The sequence below is a fragment of the Nodosilinea sp. AN01ver1 genome, from assembly GCF_050565655.1.
Lineage (GTDB): Bacteria > Cyanobacteriota > Cyanobacteriia > Phormidesmidales > Phormidesmidaceae > Nodosilinea.
Genome location: NZ_JBNXVS010000023.1, coordinates 23,359 through 37,507 on the forward strand (window position 1 = coordinate 23,359; position 14,149 = coordinate 37,507).

At 60.2% G+C, this 14,149-nt stretch carries 12 protein-coding genes; 5 read left to right on the forward strand and 7 right to left on the reverse strand.

The features are described from left to right. Positions 1–187: 187 nt before the first annotated feature. From ACQ4N7_RS17555 to ACQ4N7_RS17565, 3 genes are all read right to left on the reverse strand, one after another. Positions 188–1,717, reverse strand: coding sequence for an anthranilate synthase component I family protein (locus ACQ4N7_RS17555; protein WP_430712794.1), 1,530 nt, complete (start codon positions 1,715–1,717; stop codon positions 188–190). A gap of 174 nt (positions 1,718–1,891) precedes the next feature. Next, positions 1,892–2,320: a photosystem I reaction center subunit II PsaD gene (locus ACQ4N7_RS17560; protein WP_430712795.1), complete on the reverse strand. Its 429-nt coding sequence runs from the start codon at positions 2,318–2,320 to the stop codon at positions 1,892–1,894. Positions 2,321–2,544: 224 nt separating this feature from the next. Beyond that, positions 2,545–3,354 carry a glucose 1-dehydrogenase gene (locus ACQ4N7_RS17565; protein ID WP_430712796.1) on the reverse strand — a complete coding sequence of 270 codons (810 nt, stop codon included), beginning with the start codon at positions 3,352–3,354 and terminating at the stop codon, positions 2,545–2,547. Between the two features lie 199 nt (positions 3,355–3,553). On the opposite strand from ACQ4N7_RS17565, the gene ACQ4N7_RS17570 reads away from it, so the two are divergent. After that, on the forward strand, positions 3,554–4,231 hold the full coding sequence (locus tag ACQ4N7_RS17570; RefSeq protein WP_106920807.1) for a potassium channel family protein: 678 nt from the start codon (positions 3,554–3,556) through the stop codon (positions 4,229–4,231). 338 nt (positions 4,232–4,569) lie between these two features. On the opposite strand, the gene ACQ4N7_RS17575 is transcribed toward ACQ4N7_RS17570, so the two are convergent. Further along, a complete protein-coding gene (locus ACQ4N7_RS17575; protein ID WP_430712797.1) occupies positions 4,570–6,207 on the reverse strand; it encodes a cation:proton antiporter in 1,638 nt (545 codons plus the stop codon). Positions 6,208–6,530: 323 nt separating this feature from the next. Here ACQ4N7_RS17575 and ACQ4N7_RS17580 point away from each other — a divergent pair, with 323 nt between their 5' ends. Then, a complete protein-coding gene (locus tag ACQ4N7_RS17580) occupies positions 6,531–7,139 on the forward strand; it encodes a CPP1-like family protein (RefSeq protein ID WP_430712798.1) in 609 nt (202 codons plus the stop codon). Between the two features lie 104 nt (positions 7,140–7,243). On the opposite strand, the gene ACQ4N7_RS17585 is transcribed toward ACQ4N7_RS17580, so the two are convergent. The 3 genes from ACQ4N7_RS17585 to ACQ4N7_RS17595 form a co-directional block, all read right to left on the reverse strand. After that, complete coding sequence (locus ACQ4N7_RS17585; protein WP_430712799.1) at positions 7,244–8,356, reverse strand: 4-hydroxyphenylpyruvate dioxygenase family protein; 1,113 nt, start codon at positions 8,354–8,356, stop codon at positions 7,244–7,246. Positions 8,357–8,546: 190 nt separating this feature from the next. Then, a complete protein-coding gene (locus ACQ4N7_RS17590) occupies positions 8,547–9,341 on the reverse strand; it encodes a hypothetical protein (RefSeq protein WP_430712800.1) in 795 nt (264 codons plus the stop codon). A 169-nt stretch (positions 9,342–9,510) separates the two neighbouring features. Then, complete coding sequence (locus ACQ4N7_RS17595) at positions 9,511–10,650, reverse strand: Gfo/Idh/MocA family protein (protein ID WP_430712801.1); 1,140 nt, start codon at positions 10,648–10,650, stop codon at positions 9,511–9,513. 186 nt (positions 10,651–10,836) lie between these two features. Between ACQ4N7_RS17595 and ACQ4N7_RS17600 the strand changes: the two genes are divergently transcribed. The 3 genes from ACQ4N7_RS17600 (at position 10,837) to ACQ4N7_RS17610 (ending at position 14,138) form a co-directional block, all read left to right on the forward strand. Beyond that, the gene (locus ACQ4N7_RS17600; protein WP_430712802.1) at positions 10,837–12,177 is read left to right on the forward strand and encodes an efflux RND transporter periplasmic adaptor subunit; all 1,341 of its coding nucleotides are present in this window, start codon (positions 10,837–10,839) and stop codon (positions 12,175–12,177) included. 131 nt (positions 12,178–12,308) lie between these two features. After that, positions 12,309–13,532 (forward strand): ABC transporter permease, encoded by a 1,224-nt coding sequence (locus tag ACQ4N7_RS17605; RefSeq protein ID WP_430712803.1) that lies wholly within the window; start codon positions 12,309–12,311, stop codon positions 13,530–13,532. Between the two features lie 135 nt (positions 13,533–13,667). After that, complete coding sequence (locus ACQ4N7_RS17610) at positions 13,668–14,138, forward strand: hypothetical protein (protein ID WP_430712804.1); 471 nt, start codon at positions 13,668–13,670, stop codon at positions 14,136–14,138. The last annotated feature ends 11 nt before the right edge of the window (positions 14,139–14,149 follow it).

Sequence of the window (14,149 nt, forward strand, 5' to 3'; positions counted from 1 at the left end):
TGGTTGCATACCCCTGACTGGTTAGTAGGGGCACCGAGTTGTTCGCCCGTTCAAGGGCCTGTTTTATCGCTGTAGCCAATTGGGTATAGGACGCCTGTCAGATAGCGTTCAAACGTTTGAGCGTTTTTAGGCTTTATCGATGTCCTACCCCCGGTGACTCTGGCTATAATTCAAGATTTTTGACTCGCTAACCCAAACAGCGGATGGCCTCCAGCATACCCCGCGCCTTATTGAGGGTTTCCTGGTATTCCAGCTCTGGTACAGAGTCGGCGACGAGACCGGCCCCAGCCTGGACGGCAACGCTGCGGCCACCCTCGGGTAGCGACTGCACCACCATGGTGCGAATGGTAATGGCGGTGTTGAGCTGCCCCTCAAAGTCGTAGTAGCCGTAGACCCCGGAGTAGGGGCCGCGACGACAGGGCTCCAGGTCGTGAATGATCTGCATGGCGCGAATTTTGGGCGCGCCGCTGACGGTACCCGCCGGAAAACAGGCCTTGAGCAAGTCCCAGGCGGTTTTGCTGGGGCTGAGCTGGCCTACCACATTGCTGACAATGTGCATGACGTGGGAATAGCGCTCAATTACCATCAGCTCGTCGACCTGCACGGTGCCGCTGAGGCAAACCCGGCCCAGATCGTTGCGGCCCAGGTCAACCAGCATGACGTGCTCAGCCCGTTCCTTCGGATCGGCCAGCAAATCGTGTTCGTAAGCGGTGTCTTCGGCGGCGGTTTTGCCGCGGGGGCGGGTACCGGCGATCGGGCGCACGGTGGCAACGCGGGGCTGGTCGGGGTCGTCAGCCAGGGTGGCCTTGACCATGACCTCAGGGCTGGAGCCAATCAGCTGCCAGTCGTAGAAGTTGAAGTAGCACATGTAGGGGGAGGGGTTGATCTGCCGCAGCGATCGGTACAGATCAAACGGATCCCCGCTGTAGGTCGTGCTCAGCCGTTGGGAGATTACTACCTGAAAGATATCCCCAGCCTGGATGTGAGCCTTAGCCCGTTCGACGCTGGCGCAAAACTCAGCAGGGGTACGGTTGCTGGTATAGGCCACAGCGGGCGTGCTGCTGGAGGGGGGGTGCCAGGGCAGCGCCGCTGGGGCCGCAGTCAGCGGTAGCGTGAGCTTGTGAAGCAGCTGCTGAACGCGATCGCATGCTCCTTGGTAGGCTGCCTGCATGTCTAGCCCCGGCTCGCGCAGGTCGGCATAGGCCACCGCCCAAATCTTGCGCTGCACCTGGTCAAAGATCAGCAGGCTATCGACCTGCATCCACAGGCCGTCGGGCAGATCGCCGTCATTCAGCGGATAGATTGGTACCGTCGGCTCGATCCAGCGGATCAGTTCGTAGCCCCAGAAGCCAAACAGGCCGCCAATACCGGGAGGCAGGGCAGGCAGCTTGACCGGATGGTAAGGAGCGAGGCAGGCGGCCAGCGTGTCGAAGGGGTTGCCCGCGTGCTCGACAACGCTGCCGTCGCGGTGGGTTTGGGTTGACTGGTCGCCCCGGCTTTCTAAAACCCACAGCGGATCGCAGCCCAAAAAACTGTAGCGGCCCAGGGTTTCACCCCCCTCTACCGACTCCAGCAAGAAGCTGTAGGGCTGGCCGGCGCACACCTTATACCAGGCCGACACAGGCGTATCTAGGTCGGCCAGCCACTCCTGGTAGACCGGCACAAAGTTACCCTGAGTGGCATAAGCCTGAAACTGCTCAAAGGCGGGAAAAATCATGGCACTTATTCTACTGCCCCAGCGGCGTTAAGAAGATATTAGCCTGGATTGCAAACGGGCCTGGATAGCAAAAGGGGCCTAGCCTAAGCTACGCCCCTCACAACACAACAGTCACAGTTAGCACTTAACAGAGTTTTACCCTGGTTCACAAGGCTGAAACCAGGGTAGAAAAACCTACACTTCGTAGGGAGTTTTGCCGCTAAATTTAATGGTGGCGGGGTCGGGGTTAGCCCCGATATTGCGGCCAATGGTATTGACCTGGGCGCGGCCTTCGTTGACCTTCTCAGGGAAGACGCCGTCAGCGGGGTGCAGGTACTGGGTTTCACCAGTGGCGTAGATGCGATAGACCTTGTAGTTTTCGATCCTGGGCTTGAATTTGGCGCGCAGCTGGCGAGCCAGGGCCAGGCACTGCTCTTTGCGAGCCAGGTACAGGAGGTTATCCCCTTCGTTCATGATAGCCGCACCACCGGTAGGCATTTCAAAAACCTGTTTCTTGGGGCTAGTCCAGGTAATGGCGTATTTTTCTTCAACAGAGGCCTTGGTGAGGAGACCGCCGGTGCTGCCTCCAAAAATAGGTGTTTGACCTGTAAGCGTTTCAGTCATGAAATCCTATCTCTCAACCACTTAATGGGCGTTTGATGGGCATCGTATCATCGCGAGAGTGGGGGTTAATACCGATTGTTGAGGAAGTGTAACAGTTCTTCAGGTAAGGGGTAGCAGACCTGTGGTTGGGGGATCCGCTGACGGTGCAGGGTGTCAGGCGCAGGGTGCATGGCATGGGACGGAACCACAAACCCTAAACTCTTCCTATACCTTGATCCCCTTGCCTAGGCCGACCAGGGTTCCTGAAAATCGGCATACAGGGTGAGCCCGCCGTCGATATAGAGGGTTTGCCCGGTGATGTAGGCGGCCTCATCGGAGGCGAGAAAGGCGACGGCGGCGGCCATTTCTTCGCTGGTACCGGCTCGGCCCATGGGAATGTGGCTTTCGACCTCGGCTTGTTTTTCAGGATCTTCGGTCCAGTCTTCGTTGATGGGGGTAACGGTGGCCCCAGGGCCAATGCCATTCACCCGAATGCCTTTGGCGGCGTACTCCAGGGCCAGGGTGCGGGTCATGTTGCCCATGCCCCCCTTGCTGATGGAGTAGCTGAGGTACTGCGGTCTAGGAATGATTTCGTGAACGCTGGAAATGTTGATAATGCTGCCGGGACGGTTTTGGGCCAGCAGGTGCTTCAGGGTCTCGCGAGCACATAGATAGGCTCCGCGCAGGTTGACCCCCAGTACCTTGTCAAAACTGTCGATCGCGATCGCATCGGAGGGGCTTTCGGTTTGCACACCCGCGTTGTTGACCAAAATATCGAGCTGGCCAAAGTGGTCAACGGTCTGCTGCACCAGGGCGATCACGTCTTCTTCCTTAGAGACATCGCCCTGCAGCAGCAGGGCTTTGACGCCGCAGGCCTCAATGTCTTTACAGGCTTTTTCCATAGCCTGACGGCGGGTGTCTTCGGCCCCATCGCTGTCGCTGCGGTAGTTGATCACCACATTGCAGCCCTCTTCGGCCAGGCGAATGGCGATCGATTGGCCAATGCCCGATGAGGCACCGGTCACGAGGGCGGTTTTGCCGGTCAGTCCTTTCATGGGGTAGCTCCGTGGGGTGGTCGTTGATGTTGTGGTGCGCGAGGGTGGTGCGGGGCGTATACCGCTAGAGATACCGTGCATGGGCCTGGTGTCTCTACTCGGGTGAGCATACTAAAGCCTAAAACTTTGGTATATCCGTCTGGGGGGTTAATTACTCTCTAGAGCAGCTTGACCGTCTTTGATTAAGGAGTCTTTAAGCATGTACGTTTTAATTGGCGGTGCTGGCATGCTGGGCCTGGAGCTGGCCAAAACCCTGCTCGATGAAGGCCACACTGTAGCTGTCGTCGATACCGACCCGCTGGCCTGCCAGTATGCCCGCGAAAAAATCGGCGTGATGGCCTTTGAGGGCAGCGCCGTCAACACCACTACGCTGCTGGAAGCGGGCATTCGCAAGGCCGATGCGGTGATTGCGGCCCTGCCCGAAGACGCACTCAATCTGGCGATTGTCACCCTCTCTAAGCACTACGGCGTGCCCCAGACGGTGGTGCGCATGAGCGATCGCGACTTTGCTGAACCCTACCAACTGGCCGGGGCGACCCACACCATCAGCACCACCGAACTCACCATCAACCGCATGGTGAGCGCCATTGAATATCCCCAGGTCGAGGCGATGATGCACTTTGAGCAGGGCCAGGTGGAGGTGCTCAAGCTGCCCATTCCGCAGCAGTGCACGATTGTGGGGCGCTCGGTCGCCGAAATCGCCCAAGACTCTCGGTTCCCCGCTGGGACGCTGATTATTGGCTACCAGGCTCATCCCCACGAAGATTTGACCATTCCCAACGGCAGCACGATTTTGGAAAGCGGCTCGACCATTTTGGCGGTGACCAAACCCGGCCTGGTGCGAAAAATGCTCGACTTTATGGGGCTTTGTACCTGATGCGTCTTTAGAACCAGCAGAACCAGTGCCAGAACAGAGGCTATTTAGCGGCGGCGGGTCAGTCGACGGCCCTCGGCCACAGCCTCGTTGCTGCGCTTAACCGCATTTTTAATCGCCTGCAGCCCTCGGCCCAGTGCTGAACTCATGGCTAACCCTCTCAATGTATTTTGTGCATCTCATTCATTCGATTGAAGTCATAATGACTACGCTTAAGCTAGCAAGCTTTGGCCTAGGCTGTCAATTCAGCCAAAGGAGTAGGTTCTGGCTGTTTTTGGGTTCGAGCGTGGCGACGCTAATGGGGTAGGGACTGTAGCGAGAATGGATGACACGCTCTGGGGTCAGTCGTCCTTGAGGGAGAGCAGCTTTTCGTTCAGCACTCTAACGTAGGCCTGGCTGGTTTCCTCAGACAGCAGACCTTTGCGCAGGGCGTCGTTGACGGCCCCTTTTTCGGCCAAATACAGGCGGCGACGCAGGCCGTCGAGGTGGCTTTGATCTTCTAAGTGGGCGGCATCATTGAGGGTGCGCTGGTTGTAGAAGTCGCGCAGGTCGCGATCGGCGGCGGCAATTTGGGCCTGGTAGGCGGCAAACAGCTCTTCGTAGAGGTTTTTAGGCAGGCTGCCCGACTGCAGCAGGTTAGCTAGCTCCTGCTGGGCGGCTTTGGCGGCAATCAGGTTGAGCTGAAGGGTTTCGAGCCGCTGCTTAGTGAGCGAGGGATTGCTCAGCCGCAGCCGCTTGACCAGAAAGGGCAGGCTCAGCCCCTGGCCCACCAGCGACACCAGCACGGTGCTAAATACCAGGGCGACCACCTGCGATCGCCCCGGCAGGCTGAGGGGCAAACTCAGCGCCAGCGCCATCGACAGCGACCCCTTGATGTTGCCTAAAATCAGCACGTGCTGCCAGCGCAGGGGCAGGGGGCGATCGATAAAGCGCAGCAGGTACAGCAGTGGGTAGGTGGTCAGAATGCGGCCCGTCTGGTAGGCCGCGATCGCAAACAGGGCCGCCGGAATGGTCTGCAGCAGCAGGCCGGGGTCAACCTCAATGCCCACCAGCAAAAAGATAAACGTATTGACCCCAAAACCCGCGTATTCCCAGAAGTTGAGCAGCGTGACCTTGGTTGAAGCCGAGGTTTGGCGAAAGCCCAGTTCACCAATCACCAGCCCGGCAATCACGACGGCGATCGCGCTCGATACCCCCAGCGCCTGACCAATCTGAAACGTACCCAGCGACACCGCCACCGTCAGCAAAATGTTGCTGAGGGCATCGTCGAGCTGCTGAAATAGGCCCACGCACAGGTAGCCCAGCCCCAGCCCCAGCGTGCCGCCGCCCACAAAGGCAATCACCAGCTGCTGCATCCCTTCCCAGACCGTAAACGACCCCTGCAGGTAAATGGTGGTGATGATGCCCAGCAGCACCAGGGCAATGCCGTCGTTGAAAAGGCTTTCGCCTTCCACAATGGTGGCCAGTCGGGGCGGCACCGGCACCGTTCTAAAGGCCGCAATCACCGACACCGTATCGGTAATTGTCAAAATCACCCCGATCGCGGCAGCGGTAATGGTAGCCAACCCCAGGCCCCACTGCAGCAGGGCGGCGGTAATGATGGCCGCCAGCAGCACCCCCGGCCCCGCAATCAGGGCGATCGGCTTGATGGTGCTGCGCAACCGGCTGATGTCGGTATTGATGGCGGCTTCAAAGATCAAGATGGGCAGAAACAGATTGAGAATAATCTCTGGGTTGAGGCCCACCGACCCCGGCAGCAGCGATTTAGTGATCGTCAGCCCCGCCAGCACCAGCCCCACCACGTAGGGAATCCGCAGCCGCCGGGTAATCAGCGCGACCACCGTGGCCACCAGCAGCAGCACAATCAGGGTGTTGACCAGCCCAGTGACATCGTTGCCCGCAGCGGGCCGGGCTGGCAGCACATCTACCCCAGGAGATACCTGAGCCAGCCGCCAAAACAGCATTGAAGTTGTACCCATGGGGCTAGACAACGGCTAAAACGCTAAAGCTATCCCCCATCCTAGGGGCTGAACCCATCTCCCGCCTAACGAACTAAAGACGCAAACAAAAATTGCGCATTCCCCACTTGTTGATACTCAGGGCGGTACTCAGGCCGTAAGATGAGCCAAGGGGCAAGCCGCAGCGGCGGGTGTTCCCTATTTATGGGGTGGCTGGTTACACTGGGGTTAAACCAAAAGCAGCTTCAGACAGCATGGTCAGGCTGTGGGCAATCCACTCGCTTGGTCATCAGCTGAAGTTGGCTAATGTTGTTAAGTCGTCTGGGGGCTGTGGGGTTTTGCAGATGAGCGACCAAAATTCGTACGAACTGCTGGGGCTAACCGAAGCCTCAACCTTTGAAGAAATTCAGGAGGCCCGCGATCGCCTGGTCGATCAGTATGCCGAAGAGCCCAAGCAGCAGGCCGCAGTAGAAGCCGCCTACGACGCCATTTTGATGGAGCGGCTGCGGCTGCGCCAGGAGGGTAAAATTAAGGTGCCCGATCGCATTCGTTTTGCCGAAAACGTGCCCGAGCCACCGCCGCCGACCAAGACCGCTCCCAGCCTGCCCCGCCCCGAATGGCTCAGCGGCCTGGTCGATACCCCCAGCCGAGACGATATTCTCTGGCCTGCTGTCACCTACGGCGGTTTGGCACTGCTGGGCTTTGCCGCGCCGTCGCTGGCCCTGGCGGTGGCGATTGGGGCCGCAATTTACTTTCTCAACCGCAAAGAGAATAAGTTCTGGCGATCGGTGCTGCTCACCATTGGCGGTCTGGCCGCTGGGTTGGCCCTCGGCCTAACGGTTGGCCAGCTGCTGATCCCGCAGGGGGCACAGTTTGCCTGGGCCAGCCCTGATGCCGTTGCGGCGGCGGTGACCTGTCTGTCGCTGTGGACGGTGACCAGTTTTCTTCGTTAGCTGACTGGCGATCGCTCAGGGTTTAAGGTCTAGGGTTTAGGGTTCAAGGTTTAGCCCTATACCCTGTCCGTTAACCCTAGACCCTGCTATTCTCTGGCCTCCTCCTAGGCGAGGCTGCCCCGCTTCATCTGCTCGCGCTCGATCGCCTCGAACAGCGCCTGAAAGTTGCGCTCGCCAAACCCCTGGGCCTGCACCGCCTCCTCTTTGAGCTGCACGACCTGGCGCTGAATCAGCTCAAAAAAAATGGTTGGAATGCTCAGCAGCGGTTGGGTAAAGGTTTGCAGCAGTCGCGCCTGGGGCAGGTGCGGCTCCCAATCGACCAAAATTTGCAGCCGGGCAATGGCCGCCTCGCGCTGACGCAGCCACTCTGAAGCGCTATCGCCCTGGGTCTGATAGCCGGGGCGCAGCCGCAGGGCCTCGTAGTAGCTGGGCGGCACCGGCAAAAACCCTACCCCCCCGGCCCGCAGCTGCCCCACTGTGTGCACAATGTCGGCGGTGTGCAGAGCCACGTGCTGAATGCCGCCCCCCCGGTTGTAGTCGAGAAACTCCTGCACCTGCGAGTTGGCCGTGGCGGGTTCGTTGATGGGCAGCTGGGCATGGCCCTGGGGGTGGGCCAGCACCTGACTGCGCAGCCCCGAGCGAGGCGTATCGATAGTAAACCGCTGCCGGGGCTGAAAGCCAAGCTGCCTGGCGTACCAGGCGATCGCCTGGGGCAGCTCTCCCTTCGGCACGTTGACAACGGCATGGTCGATGGCGGTAATTAGGTTGCCTTTAGGGGCGGCGTGTCTGCGGCTGTCGGGAGCGATGTTGGGTACCCAGCTCTCCGGCCGCCACGACTCGATCAGCGTGTGGGTGAGCGATCCCCAGCCCTGAATTTTGGCCCAGCGGCCCCGGCCCCAGCGATCGCGCTGAATTGGCTGCACCAGGTTGCCTCCGGCGGCCACTACTTGTTCCAGAACCGGGTCCAGCGCCTTGACCCGCAGCGCTACATCGCCAATGCCGGGTGGATGCTGCTGTAGATACTCGCCCACTACGGCGGCATCGGCCACAATCAGCAAGGGCACTCGGCCAATGTGCACCAGCGCCCGCAGCTGAGTTTTTTGCTCAGCGGTGGCCCCAGCGGCTGGCTCAGAGCAAACGCCTCCCCAGGCGTTGACAAACCAGTCGCGCCAGGGGGCTACCGCCTCCACATAAAAACTCAGATGGTTGAACTCCATAGGGCCAGGTTTTGTGGTGATCTCGCTGTTATTGGAGCACAAACCTACTCCCCAACGTCCTATCCTTTGAGAAGATTTTCTTTTAGATACTTAAAACTACCGACAATTTTAGACCATGCCGCTGGCTATGCCAGAGTTTCTGGAGCCGCTTGGCTGCCGTACCTGCCACCCAGTCCTTCCTCAATCAGGGTTAGTTTCCGGCTACGGCCACCACCTGGTCCTGGTTTTCGGCGGTGTAGCTGTTGGGGGGGTAGCGATCGAGGTGGCGAAATAGGGCAACGGGCTTTTGCACCCGGCAGGAGTAAAACTCCACAATCACTTCGGCATCTTGACGCAGCACCACCTTGGGCGAAAAATCTTCGGGCATTTTGGTGCGCCACTGCCACGGAATTTGCTGGGGCGGGGCGGCCACAAAGCGGTGGTGCGCCCAGCGGGCGTAGCGGCCAAAACGGCCAAATTCTCGCACTTCGCGGGTAAAGATCGAGGCCGTAAGAAACGAGGCCAGCGAACCGTCACCCTCGATGCCCGCCATCAGGTTGGGCAGTGCCCCCATAGGTTTGGGCACCTGGTCGGCGGCGGTAATGGCGGTGATGGCGTCTTCTAAATATTCGGTGGTGCTGAGCAGCCCCGGTAGGGCAACGGTCGCCCCCAGGCCGCCGTTACTATCCTGGCGCAGGTAGGTAACCAGGCGAATGCCGGGCCGCATCCACAGCCCCGGCAGCTTGGTCAGCGCGTTGGCCGGGTCGAGGGTGCTGACAAACCAGCGCCCCTCGGCATTGGGGGCAGGCACGTTGTCTTCGGGCAGATCGCCCACCCGAAACAGGTCACCCAGGGCGTTGAGCGAATCGGGTATGGGGCCATCATCGTCGTCGTCTTGAGGGCTGGGCTTGCTTGGCTGTTGTTCGTGGGGAGGCAGCACCAGCGTTTCACGAATAAACTGGCTTACCTTTTGAACTGTAGCTAGGGGATATCGTTGAAACGCCATGAATCACCGGAGCAGTGGCTAAAGAGTAGGTGGTGAAAACTGGTTTGCAGACTAAGCCACTGGCATCGTTGCAGCCACCTTCAATCGCGTACTGATAGTTTAGGATGCCCTTGAGGATACCCTTTAGCCCCAATTGCAGCATGGCTACCGAACTAAATCGGGAACATTTCTATACTTGTGACAGAGTCTGAGACAGAGGGTTGGGCACCTCGACCCAGCGGTTTTCTCGGTGGGAGCGATGGGCTAAATCCATCAGGTGCTGCGATCGCACCCCGTCCCAGATTGAGGGAGCCGTCATCTGCCCCCGGTCCATATCGCTAACCCAGTGGTTAACCACCCGCACAAAGGGAGCAATGCGACCATCGCTGTAGGTGGTGGGAAACTGGAGGCGATCGGGAATGGGGAGTTCTGCCAAAGGTGCGCCTCCCTGGCTGCCCCACAGCTTAAACCCGTGTACGTAGTCGCCCAGGTTATCGCTGCCCAAGACCAGGGTGCCGCCGTCGCCATAGACCTCGACCCAGTGGCCTCGACCGGCATAGGTGATCGAGCTGATCGCCACCTGGCAGGGAGCTCCGTTTTGCAGATCCAAAATGAGACTACAGGTGTCGTCGGCATCGACAGGCTGGAGGGTGCCAGCGGCATCGGGCCGCTGGGGAATGGCGGTGCTGAGGCGGGCGCACAGCCGCTGAATGGGTCCAAACAGCCAGGTGATGTAGTCAAAGCTGTGGGAGGCAAAGGCCCCCAAGGCCCCGCCGCCCTGGTCCTGGCGCGAGTACCAGTTCCAGGCGCGGCTGGGGTCGGCGCGGCCCGGCACCGTCCAGGTGATGTTGACAAAGCGCAGGTTGCCGACATAGCCCTCGGTCAGTCGTTCGGCTAAGTACTGCCAGGCGGGCACAAACCGAAATTCAAAATCCAGGGTGGCAATCAGGCTGCGATGGCCCTCAGGGGCCGGTCTCCGACCATCGCGGGCCAGCTTCGCGATCGCCTCGGCTTCGGCCCCCGACAGCGCCGTGGGTTTCTCCAGCAGCAGGTGCTTGCCCGCCTCGAGCACGGTTTTGGCCTGGTCGTAGTGCAAAAACGGGGGCGTGGCCACGGTGACGGCCTGCACCTCCGGCAGGGCCACGATCGCCTCGACGCTGTCGCAGGCGTGGGGAATGCGGTGGGCAGCGGCGATCGCCTGGGCCTGGGCCAAATCGCGATGGTAGACCGCCACCACCTCGGTACGGTGGTGAGCCTGTAGCCCCGGAATGTGAACCTTCTGGCCAAAACCAGTGCCGACTACTGCCACCTTCACGGGAGTTTCTGCCATAGCGCCCTCACCCATTCCCTCTCAAGATTTCGATCAATGCTCTAGGCAGGGCTGATAGCCATTGCCCTATCTCAGAGTAAGGGTCGAGCTGCGATCGTTACAATTAAACTAATCAGTTTAATTTTGTGCTGTGTTGCTGTGCTTCGAGCGCTGGAGCCCGAGGCAAACGTCAGGATTTTTGGGTCTATGCAGGTTCCTCTAATGGGTAAGGTGCGTCGTCCGCTGGTTTGGCTGGTGGCGGGGCTGGCGGCGGCTACGCTGGTGGCTGGGGCGGTGGGCTTTGGCCTCTGGCGCAGCCGCCAAAACGCCTACGACGTAGGCGAATTTACCACCCAGGCGGCGATCGAGCCGCTGACGGTGCGGGTGTCGGCCAGCGGTACCGTCAGGCCGGTGCAAACCGTTAACCTCAGCCCTGAGAATGCTGGCGTTTTAGAGGAGCTATACGTCGAGCAGGGCGATCGCGTCGAGCCTGGCCAGCTGATCGCCCGCATGCGCAACCGCGACACCGCCGCCCAGGTGCAGCAAAATCAGGCTGCCGTGGCCGAAGCCGAAGCGGCCCTGGCCGAGCTGCGTCGGGGCAGCCGGTCCGATGAAATTGCCCAGGCTGAGGCCACCGTTGAGGCCAACCGGGCCCAGGTGCGCGATGCCCAGGCACGCGTCGATCTGGCCGCTAGCGAACTGGCCCGCCGCCAGCAGCTGTTTGAGCGCGGAGCGGTAGCCGCCACTGACCTAGATACCGCCAGACGCGAGCAGCGCAGCGCCCAGGCGGCCCTAGAGCAGGCCCAGGCCCGAGTCACCGAGGCCCAGCGGCGGGTCGATGACCTGCGCCGGGGGCCACGGCAGGAGTCGATCGCCCAGGCCGAAGCCCGCCTGGCCCAGGCCCGCGCCCAACTCGAAGGGGCCCAGGTGCGGCAAAATGAATCCTTCATTCGCGCCCCCTTTGGCGGCACAATCACCCAAAAATTTGCCACTGAAGGGGCGTTCGTCACCCCAACTACCTCTGCTTCGGAGCTGTCGTCGGCCACCTCCACCGCGATTGTCGCCCTGGCTCAAGATCTAGAAGTGCTGGCCGAGGTGCCCGAGGCCGACATCAGCCTGATTGAGCCGGGTCAGCGGGTAGAGGTCGTGGCCGATGCCTTTCCTGAGCAAACCTTTGCGGGCCGGGTCAAGCTGGTGGCCCCCGAGGCGATCGAGCGGCAGAATGTCACCCTGTTTCAGGTGCGCATTGAGCTGCTGGACGGCAAAGACATTCTGCGATCGAATATGAACGTCAACGTGGCCTTTATTGGCGATCAGCTGGCCGATGCTCTGGTGGTGCCCACGGTGGCCGTGGTGACCCAGGCGGGCGAAACAGGCGTGCTGGTGCCCGGCGAAAACAGCGAGATTGTCTTTCAACCCGTTACCCTGGGGCCGCAGGTGGGCGATCAGATTCAGGTGGTCAGCGGCGTAGAGGTGGGCGATCGCGTCTTTGTCGACCTGCCCCCCGGCAAATCGCTCGAAAATATTACCGTGCGACAGCAGCAGTAGCCCCAATGGCCCTTTGAGCCCTCCAGTCTTTTCTCAGAAGAGCCGGTTTAACCCCAGAACGGCTCCAGCCCTAGTTTAAGTTTGATCTAACGCTTTCAGCCCACTCCTTCAACCAGTCGCAGGATGCACCTATGAATCTGCAAGAAAGCCTGTCGATGGCGACGAAAACCCTGGCTGCCAACCGGCTGCGCAGCACCCTGACCATGCTGGGCATCATCATCGGCAATGCCTCGGTGATTACGATGGTGGGCCTGGGCGAGGGGGCGCAGCGGTTTGTCAACGCCCAGCTCGAAACCCTGGGGCCGAACGTGCTGTTTGTGGTGCCGGGCAGCCGGGAAACGCGGGAGCTGGGATCGCTGGAGGTGCCTCGCACGCTAGTACTGGCCGATGCGGAGGCGATCGCCCAGCAGGTGCCCTCGGTTGCCGCCGTGGCGGCTGAGTCGAGCGGTCGCCAGCTCGTCACCTTTGGCAACCGCAATGCCAATGTCAATGTGGTCGGCGTTAGCCCCGACTTTTTGACGGTGCGCAGTTTTGAGGTGGCCAGAGGCCGCTTCATCAGCGATCTAGATATGACTCGCAGCGCCCAGATCGCTGTCATTGGCGAAACCCTGCGGGAGCGCCTGTTTGATAACCAGCCCGCCCTGGGCGAGCAGATTCGGATTGGGGGCGTCACCTTTGATGTGGTGGGGGTGTTGGAGAAGAAAGGCTCTAACCTGGGCCTCGACTACGACGACGCTGTGATGGTGCCCCTGACCACGAAAGATAGCCGTCTGGCCGGGGGCGAGCGATCGCCCTATGGCATTCAGGTTTCGTTTATTACGGTATCGGCCCGCGATCGCGAGAGCATGGCCACCGCCGAGTTCCAAATTACCAACCTGCTGCGCCTGCGCCACAATATTCGCGACGACGACGACTTCTACATCAGCAGCCAGGATACCTTGCTCACCATCGCCAACACGATTACCGGAGCGCTGACGATTATGCTGGCCGCGATCGCGGGAATTTCCCTATTTGTAGGCGGCATCGGCATTATGAACATCATGCTGGTGTCGGTCCGCGAGCGCACCCAGGAGATCGGCCTGCGGAAGGCGATCGGCGCATCCCAAAGCGATATTTTGGGTCAGTTTTTGATCGAGGCCATCATCCTCTCGGTAGCGGGCGGGGTAATTGGTACAGGTCTGGGGGTGAGCGGCATTCTGCTGATCGGGGTGCTTAGCCCCTTCGAGGCGGGTATTTCTGTCGGGGCCATTGTTCTGGCCGTTAGCATTTCGGGCGGCATTGGTCTGTTTTTTGGCGTGTTTCCCGCTCGGCAGGCCGCCAAACTCGACCCCATTGTGGCTCTGCGCACGGCCTAGCGCACCCACGCACACCGCCCTGACCCAAATTTTTAACCCAAATTTTCAATTTGAGCGAAATTGCGCCCTCTGTCAGTGAAGTTATTCCTCCTGAGAGTTTTCTCTTCACTAGCGTTTACTGACAGAGTTACGTTCATGAACAGCCCCCTTCGCTTCCTCTGGCTGGCGGCCTTAGCCACCCTGGCCGCTGGCGCTGGCCTGGCCCAAAGCCATAGCGCTGCCTCCTCTACCCTGCAGGTGCCCACGGAAGTAGACTCGCCCACCGGGCAGCTGCGCTGCCGAGCCGTTCTTACCGCCGGAGAAGGCAATGCCGCCATTTCTACAGGTCTAGAGTTTGTCTACCCCCAGCTGCGCACGGCAGAATACCTCAATGTGCAGCTAACGTCGCCCACCTCTGACACCGACCCCGATGCCGTCGAGCCAGAGCTGCAAAAAGCCTGGTTTAGCACGCCTGGAGAAGACAGCCACTGGACCGTGCCCGTTACTCTAGGCCTAGCACCAGTGGTGATTACGCTGGTGGCGGCCCCCCGCGAGCCCGTCAACGATCGCTTTGTCGCGAGTTTCTGCGGCAGCCCTGCGGTTCCGATAGTCTGTGATCCGCTGTAATCGCCACATTC

Excerpts from the sequence above, each read along its gene's own strand:
- ACQ4N7_RS17555 (WP_430712794.1), bottom strand. The coding sequence starts at position 1,717 with ATGATTTTTCCCGCCTTTGAGCAGTTTCAGGCTTATGCCACTCAGGGT.
- ACQ4N7_RS17560 (WP_430712795.1), bottom strand. The coding sequence starts at position 2,320 with ATGACTGAAACGCTTACAGGTCAAACACCTATTTTTGGAGGCAGCACC.
- ACQ4N7_RS17565 (WP_430712796.1), bottom strand. The coding sequence starts at position 3,354 with ATGAAAGGACTGACCGGCAAAACCGCCCTCGTGACCGGTGCCTCATCG.
- ACQ4N7_RS17570 (WP_106920807.1), top strand. The coding sequence starts at position 3,554 with ATGTACGTTTTAATTGGCGGTGCTGGCATGCTGGGCCTGGAGCTGGCC.
- ACQ4N7_RS17575 (WP_430712797.1), bottom strand. The coding sequence starts at position 6,207 with ATGGGTACAACTTCAATGCTGTTTTGGCGGCTGGCTCAGGTATCTCCT.
- ACQ4N7_RS17580 (WP_430712798.1), top strand. The coding sequence starts at position 6,531 with ATGAGCGACCAAAATTCGTACGAACTGCTGGGGCTAACCGAAGCCTCA.
- ACQ4N7_RS17585 (WP_430712799.1), bottom strand. The coding sequence starts at position 8,356 with ATGGAGTTCAACCATCTGAGTTTTTATGTGGAGGCGGTAGCCCCCTGG.
- ACQ4N7_RS17590 (WP_430712800.1), bottom strand. The coding sequence starts at position 9,341 with ATGGCGTTTCAACGATATCCCCTAGCTACAGTTCAAAAGGTAAGCCAG.
- ACQ4N7_RS17595 (WP_430712801.1), bottom strand. The coding sequence starts at position 10,650 with ATGGCAGAAACTCCCGTGAAGGTGGCAGTAGTCGGCACTGGTTTTGGC.
- ACQ4N7_RS17600 (WP_430712802.1), top strand. The coding sequence starts at position 10,837 with ATGCAGGTTCCTCTAATGGGTAAGGTGCGTCGTCCGCTGGTTTGGCTG.
- ACQ4N7_RS17605 (WP_430712803.1), top strand. The coding sequence starts at position 12,309 with ATGAATCTGCAAGAAAGCCTGTCGATGGCGACGAAAACCCTGGCTGCC.
- ACQ4N7_RS17610 (WP_430712804.1), top strand. The coding sequence starts at position 13,668 with ATGAACAGCCCCCTTCGCTTCCTCTGGCTGGCGGCCTTAGCCACCCTG.